Annotated in this window: 16 protein-coding genes; 9 read left to right on the top strand and 7 right to left on the bottom strand. The window is 60.5% G+C overall.

What is annotated here, in order from left to right:
* Window positions 1-247: 247 nt before the first annotated feature.
* On the bottom strand, window positions 248-1,309 hold the full coding sequence (locus tag ACK9YZ_RS10950) for a class I SAM-dependent methyltransferase (RefSeq protein ID WP_416066724.1): 1,062 nt from the start codon (window positions 1,307-1,309) through the stop codon (window positions 248-250).
* Between the two features lie 263 nt (window positions 1,310-1,572).
* Between ACK9YZ_RS10950 and ACK9YZ_RS10945 the strand changes: the two genes are divergently transcribed.
* Both ACK9YZ_RS10945 and ACK9YZ_RS10940 read left to right on the top strand, forming a co-directional pair.
* Window positions 1,573-2,034, top strand: coding sequence for an EF-hand domain-containing protein (locus ACK9YZ_RS10945; protein ID WP_416066611.1), 462 nt, complete (start codon window positions 1,573-1,575; stop codon window positions 2,032-2,034).
* 160 nt (window positions 2,035-2,194) lie between these two features.
* On the top strand, window positions 2,195-2,692 hold the full coding sequence (locus tag ACK9YZ_RS10940) for a BA14K family protein (RefSeq protein WP_416066610.1): 498 nt from the start codon (window positions 2,195-2,197) through the stop codon (window positions 2,690-2,692).
* Window positions 2,693-2,743: 51 nt separating this feature from the next.
* On the opposite strand, the gene ACK9YZ_RS10935 is transcribed toward ACK9YZ_RS10940, so the two are convergent.
* A complete protein-coding gene (locus ACK9YZ_RS10935) occupies window positions 2,744-2,935 on the bottom strand; it encodes a DUF6494 family protein (RefSeq protein WP_183824247.1) in 192 nt (63 codons plus the stop codon).
* Between the two features lie 193 nt (window positions 2,936-3,128).
* Here ACK9YZ_RS10935 and ACK9YZ_RS10930 point away from each other — a divergent pair, with 193 nt between their 5' ends.
* Entirely contained in the window at window positions 3,129-3,761 is a 633-nt protein-coding gene (locus tag ACK9YZ_RS10930) for an MFS transporter (RefSeq protein WP_416066609.1), read from the top strand.
* On the top strand, window positions 3,655-4,332 hold the full coding sequence (locus ACK9YZ_RS10925) for a hypothetical protein (RefSeq protein WP_416066608.1): 678 nt from the start codon (window positions 3,655-3,657) through the stop codon (window positions 4,330-4,332). The genes ACK9YZ_RS10930 and ACK9YZ_RS10925 overlap by 107 nt, the downstream gene beginning before the upstream one ends.
* 151 nt (window positions 4,333-4,483) lie before the next feature.
* On the opposite strand, the gene ACK9YZ_RS10920 is transcribed toward ACK9YZ_RS10925, so the two are convergent.
* A complete protein-coding gene (locus ACK9YZ_RS10920; RefSeq protein ID WP_416066607.1) occupies window positions 4,484-5,155 on the bottom strand; it encodes a glutathione S-transferase family protein in 672 nt (223 codons plus the stop codon).
* 148 nt (window positions 5,156-5,303) lie between these two features.
* On the opposite strand from ACK9YZ_RS10920, the gene ACK9YZ_RS10915 reads away from it, so the two are divergent.
* The gene (locus ACK9YZ_RS10915) at window positions 5,304-6,209 is read left to right on the top strand and encodes a LysR substrate-binding domain-containing protein (RefSeq protein WP_416066606.1); all 906 of its coding nucleotides are present in this window, start codon (window positions 5,304-5,306) and stop codon (window positions 6,207-6,209) included.
* A 59-nt stretch (window positions 6,210-6,268) separates the two neighbouring features.
* Here ACK9YZ_RS10915 and ACK9YZ_RS10910 read toward each other — a convergent pair whose 3' ends face one another.
* Complete coding sequence (locus tag ACK9YZ_RS10910) at window positions 6,269-6,637, bottom strand: winged helix-turn-helix transcriptional regulator (protein ID WP_416066605.1); 369 nt, start codon at window positions 6,635-6,637, stop codon at window positions 6,269-6,271.
* Window positions 6,638-6,752: 115 nt separating this feature from the next.
* Between ACK9YZ_RS10910 and ACK9YZ_RS10905 the strand changes: the two genes are divergently transcribed.
* Window positions 6,753-7,337 (top strand): glutathione binding-like protein, encoded by a 585-nt coding sequence (locus ACK9YZ_RS10905; RefSeq protein ID WP_416066604.1) that lies wholly within the window; start codon window positions 6,753-6,755, stop codon window positions 7,335-7,337.
* 57 nt (window positions 7,338-7,394) lie between these two features.
* Here the strand turns inward: ACK9YZ_RS10905 and ACK9YZ_RS10900 are convergent, their stop codons facing one another.
* The gene (locus ACK9YZ_RS10900; protein ID WP_216758597.1) at window positions 7,395-7,775 is read right to left on the bottom strand and encodes a pentapeptide repeat-containing protein; all 381 of its coding nucleotides are present in this window, start codon (window positions 7,773-7,775) and stop codon (window positions 7,395-7,397) included.
* Window positions 7,776-8,045: 270 nt separating this feature from the next.
* Between ACK9YZ_RS10900 and ACK9YZ_RS10895 the strand changes: the two genes are divergently transcribed.
* Together ACK9YZ_RS10895 and ACK9YZ_RS10890 are read left to right on the top strand one after the other, a co-directional pair.
* Complete coding sequence (locus tag ACK9YZ_RS10895) at window positions 8,046-8,450, top strand: PAS domain-containing protein (RefSeq protein WP_216758596.1); 405 nt, start codon at window positions 8,046-8,048, stop codon at window positions 8,448-8,450.
* Between the two features lie 368 nt (window positions 8,451-8,818).
* Entirely contained in the window at window positions 8,819-10,591 is a 1,773-nt protein-coding gene (locus tag ACK9YZ_RS10890; protein WP_216758595.1) for a PAS domain S-box protein, read from the top strand.
* 13 nt (window positions 10,592-10,604) lie between these two features.
* Here ACK9YZ_RS10890 and ACK9YZ_RS10885 read toward each other — a convergent pair whose 3' ends face one another.
* Window positions 10,605-11,327, bottom strand: a complete 723-nt coding sequence (locus ACK9YZ_RS10885; RefSeq protein ID WP_416066603.1) for a hypothetical protein — start codon at window positions 11,325-11,327, stop codon at window positions 10,605-10,607.
* 111 nt (window positions 11,328-11,438) lie between these two features.
* Here ACK9YZ_RS10885 and ACK9YZ_RS10880 point away from each other — a divergent pair, with 111 nt between their 5' ends.
* Window positions 11,439-11,894, top strand: a complete 456-nt coding sequence (locus tag ACK9YZ_RS10880) for a winged helix-turn-helix transcriptional regulator (RefSeq protein WP_416066602.1) — start codon at window positions 11,439-11,441, stop codon at window positions 11,892-11,894.
* 176 nt (window positions 11,895-12,070) lie between these two features.
* On the opposite strand, the gene ACK9YZ_RS10875 is transcribed toward ACK9YZ_RS10880, so the two are convergent.
* Window positions 12,071-12,718, bottom strand: a complete 648-nt coding sequence (locus ACK9YZ_RS10875; protein ID WP_416066601.1) for a hydrolase — start codon at window positions 12,716-12,718, stop codon at window positions 12,071-12,073.
* Between the last annotated feature and the right edge of the window lie 99 nt (window positions 12,719-12,817).

The raw sequence follows: 12,817 nt of genomic DNA, 5'->3' as shown, positions 1-12,817 counted from the left end.
TGGCAGTAAACGCTGGTGGCGGCTCGCATCCTTGAGGCATAGGCGCTGCCGACGGAGTCTGCTTCGTTTCGGAGGTGCCGAAGGGGCGACCTTGCTCGACTATGACAAAGGCGAAAGCCTCGCCTCAAATGTGACCCGGGTCGAGCCATGGGTCTCGACCCGTCCTTCGGCCTCCCCCAAAGAGGGAGGGGTTGGGGAGGGGTCTTAACGCACCAATCAGCGCCATCCACACCTCACCCAGATGCGTTCAGTTCCTGACCTCGAAGATCATGTTGAACGGCGTCTCGCTCGCGCGGCGGAAGTGGTGGTAACCGGCATCCAGCGCCACCTTGCGCAGCTTCATCTCGCCCGCCTGCGCGCCGAGCCCGAGGCCGACTTCCTGGGCCATGGAGGCGGGTGTGCAGATCATCGCCGAGGCGCCGTAATAGACGCGGCCGACGGGGTTGAGATTGTCCTTCAGCCCATCATGGGCGAAGGGCTCGACGATCATCCAGGTGCCGTCCTTGGCCATGGTCTCGCGGATATGCCGGCCGGCGCCGACAGGGTCGCCCATGTCGTGCAGGCAGTCGAACATGGCGACGAGATCGTAGTTGCCGGCCGGGAATTCCTTGGCTGTGGCCTTGTCGAAGGTCACCCGATCGTCGACGCCTGCCTCCTTTGCGGCCCGTTTGGCGCGCTCGATCGAGGGGCCGTGATAGTCGAAGCCGTGGAAATGCGATTTCGGGAAGGCCTTGGCCATGAGAATGGTCGAGGCGCCGTGGCCGCAGCCGACATCGGCGACTTCCGCGCCGCGCTCCAGCTTTTCCTTGACGCCCTTCAGCGAGGGAATCCATTCCTCGACGAGATGGCTGTTATAGCCGGGCCGGAAGAAGCGCTCCGTGCCGCGGAAGAGGCAGGTGCTGTGTTCATGCCAGCCAAGGCCCTTGCCGCTACGGAAGGCCTCTTCCACCTTCGGCTCGTCCATCCACATGGACTGCACGATTTCGAAGGCGCCGCCGAAGAAGGCGGGGCTGTCTTCATTGGCGAAAACCAGCGCCTGTTCGGGCGTCATGGCGAACTTGTTCGAGGCTTCGTGGTAGGTGATATAATCGGCAGCCGCCATGGCGGCGAGCCATTCGCGCACGTTGCGTTCCGCAAGGCTGGTCGTTTCCGCCAGCTCCATCGATGAGCGCGGCCGCCCGTCCATCATCGCCCTGAACAGGCCGAGATGATCCCCGAGCACGACGAGAACGCCCGATACGCCGGCGCCGAGATCGCCGACCAGGCGACCGACGAGTGCATCGACTTTCTGCATGTCAGGTTGGTTCATATCGGATTTCTGCTTGTCGGATTTCTGCATGGCACCCTCCTCAAGATGCGCCCGCCCCAGCCCGAGACATCGACCCGCTCAGGAATCTATGCGGGAGCGGCAGCCAGTCAATGCTGCATTCGGGTTAGGTGACGGCTCGAATGCGTCGATCATTGATCCTGCTCAAATCCTTCGCACGGTGCTTGCTCTACCATGCCTGGATCAGCGGGCAGCCCTCGGCAGGTTCGAAGGGCGCCCCGAAACCCTGACGGGAGGAGCATTCCATGACGATGACTTCATTTCTGCGTCCGGCCGCGCTCGCCGCTCTTGTTACGATCGCCACGACTGCCGGCGCCGCCGCGCAAACGACGCCGCCTGCCGGAGGCGAGGGCTCACAGGGGCAGCCGGGCCAGTGGGGCACGATGTGGCCGGGCATGATGGGACACATGATGGGCCAGGGTGGCGGACCCGGCATGATGTGGCCCGGCATGATGGGGCAGGACTCGGACATGATGGGACAGCAGATGATGGGCCGGGGCGTCTGCGCCGGCTACATGGGCGGCATGCCGATGGCCATGCGCGGGCGGATGATGAAGGTCATGTTCGCCGTTGCCGACACGAACGGTGACGGCGGCCTTTCCTTCGATGAAGTGATGTCCGTCCACAAGCGGATTTTCGATATCGTCGATGCTAACAAGGACGGCAAGGTCACGCCGGAAGAGGTTCAGGGTTTCATGGCGCCCTGACCGCCGCGTCGCTGTGACTGCAATCCCGCAGCGGTCTTCCGGCCGCTGCAGCAGGTGCCGTTTCAGCGGCCGGAACAGCGTCGCCGGCCTGAAAATTGAGTGCCACGCCACCCTTTCCGCGGTATAATGTTCGGCTGCAATATGGACGGAGGTGAAGCCAATGAAGAGGCTCGCAATCATTGCCCTGTCCCTGGCGACGGCGCTGACAAGCGCTCCGCCGGTCGTGGCGTTTCCCACCATTGTCGCCCCTGATGTCGAGGCGCTGCAGGTGCAGCCGGTGCGTTACCGTGGCGGCTATCACGGCGGCTATCGCGGTGGATACCATCACCACAATGGCGGTAACGGCTGGGGTTGGGCGCTCGGGGGCCTCGCCGCAGGCGCGATCATCGGCGGAATGCTGGCGCAGCCCGGATATTATGGCTCCGGCTATTACGATCGGGGCTATTACGGCTCGACCTATTACGGTCCGTACTACTACGGCTCGACGCGATATTACGCGCCACGCTACTACGCGCCACGCTATTACGGCCGAGCCTACTACGGCGGCGACGCACATACGCGCTGGTGCTATGCGCGTTACCGGTCCTACAGGGCTTACGACGACACGTTCCAGCCCTATCATGGTCCACGACGGGCGTGCGTCTCGCCTTACTATTGATGGCCCGTATGGAGTCGCTGGAGCCACCCCATCGCCTTGGCTCGTCGCGCCTTACGGAAGTTCGATTTCGCCCTCCACCACGTGGTGAAGGGCAGCGCCTTCCGCCGTCAGCGTCATGCGAACCTTCAGCCTTTTGCCGCCGATCTGTCCGTCGCGCACCGTCTCCTCGATCTTGCGCTGCGAGGTCACGCCGACTTCCTTCAGGAACTTGCGGATCGACATGTTGAAAGCGTCTTCGCTCATGGTGGAATCCCCCTGTGTCCAGAGGGGATTGTAGGTGAAGGCGTGCGGTCAGGAAAGCCGGATGGAGCGCGGGTGCCAGGAATCGGCCCGAGCCGCGAAATCGGCTGGTTTTGCTCTAATGCAGGACTCGCTGTCATAAAACTGAAGGAGTTTAATTGCTAGTGATTTGCAATTGCAAATCAGGAACGCATTTATGAACAAGTCCGGATCGGAAAGGGTGATCTTGCTGCCCCTGATCGTCCTCTCGATCGCCCAGCTGATCGGGTGGGGCGCGGTCAGTTTCCCGGCGGTCGTCAGCCGGGACATGGCGGCGGATCTCAGAATCGATATATCGACGGTCTTTGTGGGGACCACCGTTTTCTACGTTACGATGGGTGCCTGCGCGCCGTTCCTCTCGCGGCTTTTTACCAGCATCGGGGCGCGCCCTGTGATGATCGCCGGAACGATCATGTCGGCCTTCGGCCTGACGCTTGTGTCACTGTCGCATTCGCCCATCAGCTATTTCCTGGGCTGGCTGGTTCTGGGTGCTGCAGGAAGCGCCAGCCTCACCACGCCGGCGCATATCCTTCTCAACGAGATCGCCGGGCGGAAAGCCGCACGCGCGATTGGGGGGGCTGGCATTGGTTTCGGGCCTGTTCGGCACGGTATTCTGGCCTCTGACGTCCTTCCTGTCGCAGGACATCGGCTGGCGCGGCACGTGCCAAGCCTATGCGGCGGTCATGATCGTGGTCTGCCTGCCGCTCTACGTCTTCGGCCTGCCGCGCAGGAACAAGGCCGCGGTGGAGATCACGGCGGCGACATATCGGCGTTCGGCAAAAGCCCATGACCGGACCTTTTATCTCATCGTCGCGGCCATCGCGCTCAACGCGTTCATCACATTCGGCTTCAGCTCCATTCTGATCGAGCTCCTGAAGGCCGAGGGCCTGAACCCGGCGCAGGCGCTCGCTTACGGCTCCGCGCTCGGCATCGTGCAGATCTTCGCCCGGGGGCTGAATATCGTCGGAGAAAAACGGTGGGACGGCGTGACGATCGGTGTCGCCTCATCGGCAATCCTGTGCCTATCGCTGATCATTCTCCAGGTCGCCCAGGGCTCGGCGACGGCCATCGCCATCTTCCTGGTTCTCTATGGCGTCAGCAGCGGGGCGCTTGCCGTCGCAAGGTCAACCATTCCGCTTGTCTTCTATGACAAGGGAGAGTTCGCAAAGGCGCTCTCGCGGATCGCCCTGCCATTGAACTGGATCTCGGCGATCTCTCCCCCGGTCCTGATCTCCCTGATGACCAGTCTCGGCAGCAGGGCGGTACTGATGCTGTGCCTGCTTTGCTCCTGCAGCGCCATCCTCGTCCTGCTTTTGCTCAGAAGCCGTCGCCCGATGAGCGAAGCGGCCGTGACCTCGTAAGGGTCGTCAATCCGTGAGGCAGGGATCGGGTGGTGAGCGGCCTGTCCGTTTCCCTGATATCGGAAAGGGCAGGCCGCCGTCCGGGCGCTATTTCAGCGGCGGAAGGCACACCATCATCATACGCGCGCTGGCCAGGACGGAGGGCCGGAAATTATAGCTTCACGCCGACGCTCGCCAGGAAGCTTTCCATACGGTTGTCTACCTCAGCCTTCGTCTCCGCCCACGCTGGGAACGACTGGAGAAGATTGTCGTGCCAGGCGATCAGGTTTGGATATTCCTTGAACGGAAACCTTGCACGATCGATCTGGGAGAAGGGAGCCGCGATATCGATATCGGCAAAGGTCAACGCATTGCCAACCATGAATTTACGGCCTTCAAGATGCCGGTCGAGTACATCAGCTGCAGCGCGGATCTTACCCTCGGCGAATGTGATGAGGGATTCGTTCTTCGCGACACCCATGACCGTCTTCCCCACGCGCTCATCGAAAATCGTGGTGGTGAAGGTGCGCCACTGCTCGCCCGACCAGAACATCCACTGAAGAACCTGGAAGCGCTCCTCCTGCGTGGTGCCCACCAATGGCGAATTCACCTTGTCGGCCAGGTACAGATTGATTGCCGAGGCCTCATAGATGATGATGTCTCCATCTTCGAGAACCGGCGTCAGACCGTGAGGATTGAGACGCGATTTGAACGCGTCGGTTTGGCTCTCGCCCTTGAAGAGGTCAACGGTAACGCGTTCGAGCTCAATGCCCATGATCTTCGCAGCGGCGTTCACGCGACGCAGACTGCCCGAGCCCGCATCACCATAGATCTTGATTGTCATAACTGTTCCTTTCGCTTCCAGGCCGTAAATGGGCGGCGGCCATCAATTCCCATATTCCGCTGGCGAATGGCATCCATACTTGACGAATGCCATCTATTCTCTATTGGAATTCATCGTGATGGCTGCTTGCCGGGTCGGGATTCGAGGGATGGACAAGCTGGATGCGATGCGGATGTTCGTGCGTGTGGTCGAAAGCGGAAGCTTTTCGCAGGCAGCGCGAGACCTGAACGTCAGCCAACCCACGGTCAGCAAACAGCTCGCTGCGCTGGAAGCGCGACTCGGGACGCAACTCCTCGCGAGAAGTTCGCGCGCCCTTGCCGTAACGCCCGCAGGACAGGAATATTACGAGGCCACCATCCGTATCCTTCAGGATCTCGACTTCATCGAAGAGAGGCTCCTTGAAGGGCAGTCGGCTCCCTCGGGGCTGGTCCGCGTGACGCTCCCACCAGCATTCGGGCGGATGTTCGTCATCCCGCGGCTCGCGGATTTCAGGAACCATTTCCCCGATGTCGCGATCGAGATGGAAGTCTCCGGGCGGCACGTTGACCTTATCGAGGAGGGAATAGACGTCGCGATCCGCATCGGTCGGCTTTCGGATTCAGCGCTCGTCGCCCGGCGGATCGGCGACATGCGGATGATAACGCTGGCCTCTGCCGGCTATCTTGCCCAACACGGCACCCCGCAGACGCTGGACGAACTGCGAATCCACCAGCGGATCGGCTATGTCTACCAGGGAGACATCGTCGGGTGGGGCTTCCAGGTAGACGGCCGACTGGTCACGCTCGACGGCAGCGGAGCGTTCCGCACGAACGATTCCGAGCATGTCCGCGGCGCGGTCCTCGCAGGTCTCGGCATATCCCACCACGCGAGCTGGCTGTTCACGGATGTGCTGGCCTCCGGCGAGGTTATACGAATTCTGGACCAGCATGCGCCGCCGCCCTTTCCGATCAACGCTGTTACCGTTGCCGGACGGCGCATGCCCTCCCGCGTGCGGCAGTTCATCGATTTCCTCGCCGCGATCTGCGCCGAGGAGCGGGAATTGAGGATACTCTAGCACGTCATGGAGCGGATGACTTCGGGCAGGCGCTGCACGGGTCGGCGACGCAGATCGTTTCATGCGTGATCGGTGTCGTAGCGCAGGCGGTTATCCCTGATGTTTTCCGTATGCGCAGCCGCCCAGTCGGCGAGGTGGCGCACGGTTTCCGACAGGGAGAGACCGAGCGGGGTCAGCGTATATTCGACCTGCGGCGGCGTGCTGGGGTGAACGGTTCTTGCGATCATGCCGTCGCGCTCCAGCGTCTTCAGCGTCCGCGTCAGCATCTGCTGCGAAATGCCGCCGACCTGCCGCTTGAGGCCGTTGAAGCGCAGCGCACCCAGCCGAAGTGCGACGACGACCTGGATCGTCCACTTGTCGCCGACGCGGCTCAGGATCTCGCTGACGCCCTTGCAGTCTGCCGCTGTCGGCCTGGCGGTCACATCCATCTGACCAGCTCCCAAAGATATGCTTTTGACGGATAATTTTAGGTCCCATAAATGGCCGTGGTCAACATTCCAGACCTTGTCTTCGAAGAGATGGGTCTGCCACCAGGAGACCAACATGAACCTCATCTACTATCCGGGCGCCTGCAGCCTTGCCGATCATATCGCGCTCATCGAGGCCGGGCTTTCCTATCGTCTCATCAGCATCGACCATGGCAAGAAGACGGAGGACGGCCGCGATTTCCTGTCGATCAATCCCAAGGGCTACATTCCGACGCTCGAACTGGAGGACGGAACGATCCTGACGGAGAACCAGGTCATCCTGACCTATATCGCCGAGACGAGCGGCAAGCTCTTGCCCAAAGACGGCATCGTTCGCTGGCGGGCGCTCGAGGCGCTCGCCTTCATGTCGTCCGAGATCCATTCCCGTTACCAGCCCTTCTTCAGGAATTTCCCGGAGCCCGAGAAGGAGCGTGCCCGCGAAAGGCTCGCGCAGGCCTTTGCAATCCTTGCCGACCAGATGGGCGATAAGAAATTCCTCGTCAGCGACGAGATGACGATTGCCGATTGCTACCTGTTCTGGGTGCTGATGGCCGCACCCAGGAGCGGCGTCGACCTGCCGGAGGCACTGCGCAGGTTCTTCGAGCACATGCGGGCGCGGCCCTGCGTGATCAGGGCATTGGCAGAGGAGGGGCTGGGCTGATCGGATGGCCGGGGTAAACTGACCGCGCACGTTCCCTGGCGCGGGAGTCAATGGCTTTCAGGCTTTCGCCTGTTCATAGGCCATGAACAGATCGGTCACGAGAACGCCGTTGATCCGCATTCCAGTCAAATCGGCATCCTTGATGTCCGAATCTGCCAACGTGACGCCGCTTATGGTCAGTCGCGACAGGTTTGCATTCGTGATGGCCGCTCCAGACAGATTGACGTTATTGAAGCGCGCGTCTGCAAGGGTGATATCGTCAAAAACCGCTTCGCTTAAATTGGTGTCCGTGAATCTTGCCTTGGTCAAAACAGCGTAAAACCGTGCGTCCGCGAGGTTTACGCCATCGAAATTGGCGCCTGACATATCGGCGCGCTCGTAATGCGCTCCCTGCATCTGAGGGCCATCAAAATGGTTGTGTTCCTGGCAATCGCTCATTGCTGTACCCTCCGGTTGATGATTGTGACCTGGAGAATGCCAGATTGCGCCATCATTTGCGACCGTCGAATCTGAAATAGAAACGAGCCTACGCCAATTCTGGCCGCCGTTCGTCGCAAGTCACAAAAGTCGGTCGCGAAAACACGGCATCATCTTGAGGTCGCGGACTGAATGCGCCGGCGACCTGCGCCGCATTGTGGTCAATCCCAGCTTGAAGTTATCCGGCAAACCTTTAGTTTATACGATAATAATCGCGGGAACATTCAGGCAATGACTGGGAAATCCGTTCATTCGTTCGAGATATTCGAAGAAGCAGCCTGCGATGCGGGAATCTATACTTGGGACATTGTCAGGAACCTCGTCTTCGCAGACAGCGCGCTCGCCGAGCTTTTCGGCCTCGACCCTGCCGCCACGGTGCGCGGCCTGCCGCTGGAGGACTATCTTGCGCGTGTCCATCCCGATGACCGGCCGCAACTGGCAAAGAAGATCTCGGAAGTGCTCGTTGCCGATATCGCACAACAGAGCACCTATCGCGTAGAGGGCAGGGACGGGCGGTACCGGATGGTCGCCGCCTTCGGCCGGGCCTTTCGCGATCACGGCGGATCGCCCATCCTCTATTCCGGCATCGTCGTGCCGGTGGCAGAGCAGGAGGACGTGGGGCCGTTCGCGCATTAGGATGCTCCAGCCGCGGGGCGACATTCACCCCATCCCCATGCAGATCGTCATCCACAGGGCTGCATCGGCAGACTGATCCCGACGCGGAATGCGATGCGCTAGGCTCCGACAGGTCGGCATTGCGCCGCCATGGTTATTCTGAAACTCTGCGGTGCTGGCAACCGTCGAGCGCTCATTAGCCATTTTCCGTTTCTGGGCGGTTTTTTTCGGGCTCCAGACCCCATGTCGTATATGCGCCCTTGCGCATCATTGGTTGTGCACTAAGTTTTTGCTTCGGCCGATTGATGGGGCTGGCGTAGGCCCTGAATTGCTCAGGAAATCACGCTGGCAAGATGCCGGGGGGCAAAGGATCGATGATGGGCGGAGAAATGGCTGGGTTGTTGTCCGCGACGGACTGGTCGCAGACCAGTCTCGGTCCGATGGACCAATGGCCGAACTGCCTGAAATCTGCCGTCGATATCATGCTTCCCGCGCAGGCCGAGATCGTCCTGTTCTGGGGCAGGGATTTCGTGGCGCTCTATAACGATGCCTATGCGCCGACGATCGGCGACAAGCATCCACGGGCCTTCGGCCGGCCGGCGCGGGAAAACTGGAGCGAGCTTTGGGACGATCTCGAGCCTCTTCTGAGCCGTGTTCTCGATGGCGGAGAAACTGTCGTCGCCAAGGACCGCCCCTTCTACCTGGAGCGATATGGCGTTCCGGAAACCGTCTATTTCGACATTTCCTATTCGCCGGTCCGTGACGAGCAGGGGCAGATTCGAGGCGTTCTCTGCATCGTCAACGAGACGACCGACAGAGTCCGCAGCGAAGCTGCGTTGCGCGAGAGCGAGCAACGCCTGCGAGCGATTTATACCCAGTCGGCTGCCGGCATCGCACAGGCCGATCTAAGCGGGCGGATTCTCAGCGTGAACCAGCGTTTATGCGAGCTTATCGGTTATTCCGCCGAAGAGCTCGTGGGTATGACAATAAAGGACATCACGTTCGAGGACGACCGCGCCGAAAATCTGCGGCGCTACCAGCACATGGTCGAGACCGGCGAGAGCTTCGATATCGAAAAGCGTTATGTCCGGAAGGATGGCGAACTCCTCTGGGTGGCAAACTCGGTCTTTCCCATCCGGGACGAAACGGGCCGGATCAAGCAGGCTGCCGCGATCATCGTCGACATAACCGAGCGCAGACGGGTGCGCGAGGTGGAAGCCCATCTGGCATCGATGATCGCGTCTTCGAACGATGCGATCATGGGCATCGATCTCGACATGAAGATCACGAGTTGGAATGCGGCAGCAAAGAAGCTCTACGGCTATGACGAAGCCGAGGCGATCGGGCAATCCGTGCTTATGCTGGTCCCCGATGACCGCAAGCATGAGGAGCCTGCCATTCTCGGGCGGATCGCTGCCGGCCTGATCGTCGAGCCCTATGAGACGGTCAGAGTGCGAAAGGACGGGGGGCTGGTGGATGTTCTCCTCAGCGTTTCGCCCATTTTCGACAGTGCGGGACGCGCCGTCGGCGCCTCGAAAATGGCACATGACATTTCGGCTCGCAAGGAGGCGGAGCGCCTTCAGGCGATGCTCGTCGGCGAGCTTAACCACAGGGTCAAGAATGTGCTCGCAACCGTAAGTGCGATAGCGCGGCAGACGTTCGGGCGGAGCGAGGCGAACCAGGCCGACGTCGAGACCTTCGGCGCGCGCCTGGCATCTCTCGGCCGCGCCCATGATCTGCTGACCCACGGCGGGTGGCAGCAAGCGGATTTACGCTCGGTGGTCGAGCAGGCGCTTTCGCCCTTCGCGTCCGAGAAATTCGAGGTGACGGGAGGTTCCGTCCTGCTGCCCGCCAAGGCAGTCGTGGCTTTTTCACTGGCGCTTCACGAGCTTGCGACAAATGCCGCGAAGTATGGCGCCCTTTCCGTGCCGGACGGACGGGTTTCGATCGCGTGGGAGCAGGATGACTCCGGGCTGAGGTTCCGCTGGATGGAAAGAGGCGGACCGACGGTGCGCCCTCCCGCCAGGAAGGGCTTCGGTTCGCTTTTGATCGAGCGCCTGCTCGCCTCTGAACTGAATGGCCAGTCGGTCATTTCCTATAACGCGGATGGCGTCGTCTGCGAGATTTCCGCAGATTCTTCATTCAACGCAGCGAATTCCTGAGCTCAGCCGGCCGCTACGGCTCGATGCCGACGTCGAGCAGGTCGATCGAGACAGCGACCCGATCGAGGATGGGCCGGTTGTCCGGACCGGTTGCGTAAACCCTGCGCTTCGTCGGGATCATCAGACCGGTGAAACTCCTGACGTCGCTTGCATAGTTGGCGCTCCTGGTGCCGCCCATGATGTCGACGCTGTAGTCATGGCGCCGCAGCAGACCGTCCGCATTGAAATAGAAGGTCTGCACGGTGGAATGGCTGGGGATGGTTGACGGGAAGGTTACCTGCAGCCGGCGCCAGATTTCATCCTCTTCCTGCCACGGCTCGATCTCCTCCGTCCTGAAACCGGGAAGCGTGAAGAGGAACGGCGTCGTCAGATAGGTCCACATGGCATAGCCGGTGAAATAGATCAGATGCTGCCGGTCCCAGGGCGTGGTGATCGTATGCCCTTCGAAGAAGGAACGCGGCGCGACGCGTTGCTCGACGACGTCGCCGCTGTCAGCAACGATGGCCGTCCGCTCCGGCTCCCAGACGCAATGTTGTCCTTCCTGCAGGAAGGGGGTGAATTCGGTGTGCGGACGACGGGTGGAGACCGACGTGTGGATGTCGGCATAGACATCCGGCCAGTCCTTCACATGCCAGACCGCGCCGCCAACCTTGATATGCGCATGCAATTGCTCGATCTGCTGCCAGCGTTGCAGGCCGCCATGCGCTTCGATTGCGAGATCCAATAGGTCGGTCAATCCAAGACCCTCCTGTTCGTGATGATCATAAAGGTTTAATTTTGAAACCTATCGACATCTATCTCCAAGTGGTTTAACTTTGCAACCATTATTCGGATGAAAGGCGAGACAATGAAGGGCAAGCGAACTGACATGGGGAACGCCCAGTGCGGGATCGCGCGTTCTCTGCAGGCCGTCGGAGATTGGTGGTCGCTCCTCATCATCAGGGAGGCTTTCAAGGGGCTTCGACGGTTTTCCGAATTCCAGAAGAGCCTCGGGCTCGCAAAGAACATCCTGTCGGTTCGTCTGCGAAAGCTCGTGGAGGAGGGGATATTTACCGTGGAGCCGGACCCCGACTCCGCACTCAGCCATCTCTATCTTCTGACGCCGAAAGGCTACGAGCTGAGTGTGGTCCTCGTTGCTCTCTGGCAATGGGGGGAGGAGCATTGCTTTGCGGAGGGTGAACTGAACTATGCAATCGTGGACAGCCTGAACGGACAGCCCTTGCAGAAGCTTCAGCTTGCTGCCGGGGATGGCCGGCGTCTGGGACCCCGGCAGTTTCGTATTGAAGCGCTCCCGTCCAACTGATGGGGATGACGAGCCTCGGATAAGCGACGAACGTTTTCGTATCGCTTCATTCGGGTTCCCGTCATCCCCGCTCACATCAGCCTGCGTTATTACAGCGCCGCGCGTCGCGCAAAGGACGCTGTAACACTTTGAGTTTCTGCATAATTTTGTCCTTAAATCGATTCCGATTTAAGGAATTATGCAGCAGGCACCGGCGTATTGAGGAGCTGCTGTTCCCAGAGATAGGCGATGCCGCTGCCGGCGAAGTGCTGGATGAGAATCTCGGTCAGCTCCTCGACATGCTCGGTGCGCGCCCAATCGCGTTGCCATTCGCCAGCGAGCGCCATCACGGTCATCGGGTTCGCGCCGGCCGCGATCATTCGCTGGACGGCAACGTCGTGAGACTCCTTCGAAACCCCGCCCGACGCGTCGGTGATCACGGTCACGTCCCAGCCTTCGCCGGCGGCCTGGATGACAGGCATTGCGACGCAGACCTCGGTCCACAGGCCGGCGATAATCAGCTGCTTGCGGCCGGTCGCCTTGACGACGTTTACTACATTCTCGTCCTGCCAGGTGTTCACCCAGGTGCGATCGATGACGTCCTGGTCCGGAAATACGTCGGTGATCTGCTTGAAGAGAAATCCACCGCGCGCCGCGATCACGCTGGTGAGAATGGTCGGAACATTGAAGGCTTTTGCCAGCTTCGCCAGCGCGGTCGTGTTGTTGACCACAGCTTGCGGATCGTGGCTGTTCAGGTTTGCGAGCTGGTAGGGCTGGTGGTCGATCAGAACGAGGACGGAATCTTCGGGACGAAGAAGCGAGGCAAGGCCATTACGAAAGGTCATGAATAGATCCTCTGCTGCCGTTTTGTGTGTGAATTCGGTTTGGATCGATGTCTCGAAACCAGGGCAGACATGCGCTGACAGCCGCGCCGCCTGCGAAGT

This window comes from Rhizobium sp. ZK1, assembly GCF_047782645.1.
Lineage (GTDB): Bacteria > Pseudomonadota > Alphaproteobacteria > Rhizobiales > Rhizobiaceae > Rhizobium.
This window is presented reverse-complemented; position numbering and strand designations above follow the sequence as displayed.

What these genes read in the sequence shown, in the direction of transcription:
- ACK9YZ_RS10950 (WP_416066724.1), bottom strand. Translation starts at nt 1,309, where the DNA reads ATGAACCAACCTGACATGCAGAAAGTCGATGCACTCGTCGGTCGCCTG.
- ACK9YZ_RS10945 (WP_416066611.1), top strand. Translation starts at nt 1,573, where the DNA reads ATGACGATGACTTCATTTCTGCGTCCGGCCGCGCTCGCCGCTCTTGTT.
- ACK9YZ_RS10940 (WP_416066610.1), top strand. Translation starts at nt 2,195, where the DNA reads ATGAAGAGGCTCGCAATCATTGCCCTGTCCCTGGCGACGGCGCTGACA.
- ACK9YZ_RS10935 (WP_183824247.1), bottom strand. Translation starts at nt 2,935, where the DNA reads ATGAGCGAAGACGCTTTCAACATGTCGATCCGCAAGTTCCTGAAGGAA.
- ACK9YZ_RS10930 (WP_416066609.1), top strand. Translation starts at nt 3,129, where the DNA reads ATGAACAAGTCCGGATCGGAAAGGGTGATCTTGCTGCCCCTGATCGTC.
- ACK9YZ_RS10925 (WP_416066608.1), top strand. Translation starts at nt 3,655, where the DNA reads ATGATCGTGGTCTGCCTGCCGCTCTACGTCTTCGGCCTGCCGCGCAGG.
- ACK9YZ_RS10920 (WP_416066607.1), bottom strand. Translation starts at nt 5,155, where the DNA reads ATGACAATCAAGATCTATGGTGATGCGGGCTCGGGCAGTCTGCGTCGC.
- ACK9YZ_RS10915 (WP_416066606.1), top strand. Translation starts at nt 5,304, where the DNA reads ATGGACAAGCTGGATGCGATGCGGATGTTCGTGCGTGTGGTCGAAAGC.
- ACK9YZ_RS10910 (WP_416066605.1), bottom strand. Translation starts at nt 6,637, where the DNA reads ATGGATGTGACCGCCAGGCCGACAGCGGCAGACTGCAAGGGCGTCAGC.
- ACK9YZ_RS10905 (WP_416066604.1), top strand. Translation starts at nt 6,753, where the DNA reads ATGAACCTCATCTACTATCCGGGCGCCTGCAGCCTTGCCGATCATATC.
- ACK9YZ_RS10900 (WP_216758597.1), bottom strand. Translation starts at nt 7,775, where the DNA reads ATGAGCGATTGCCAGGAACACAACCATTTTGATGGCCCTCAGATGCAG.
- ACK9YZ_RS10895 (WP_216758596.1), top strand. Translation starts at nt 8,046, where the DNA reads ATGACTGGGAAATCCGTTCATTCGTTCGAGATATTCGAAGAAGCAGCC.
- ACK9YZ_RS10890 (WP_216758595.1), top strand. Translation starts at nt 8,819, where the DNA reads ATGGCTGGGTTGTTGTCCGCGACGGACTGGTCGCAGACCAGTCTCGGT.
- ACK9YZ_RS10880 (WP_416066602.1), top strand. Translation starts at nt 11,439, where the DNA reads ATGAAGGGCAAGCGAACTGACATGGGGAACGCCCAGTGCGGGATCGCG.
- ACK9YZ_RS10875 (WP_416066601.1), bottom strand. Translation starts at nt 12,718, where the DNA reads ATGACCTTTCGTAATGGCCTTGCCTCGCTTCTTCGTCCCGAAGATTCC.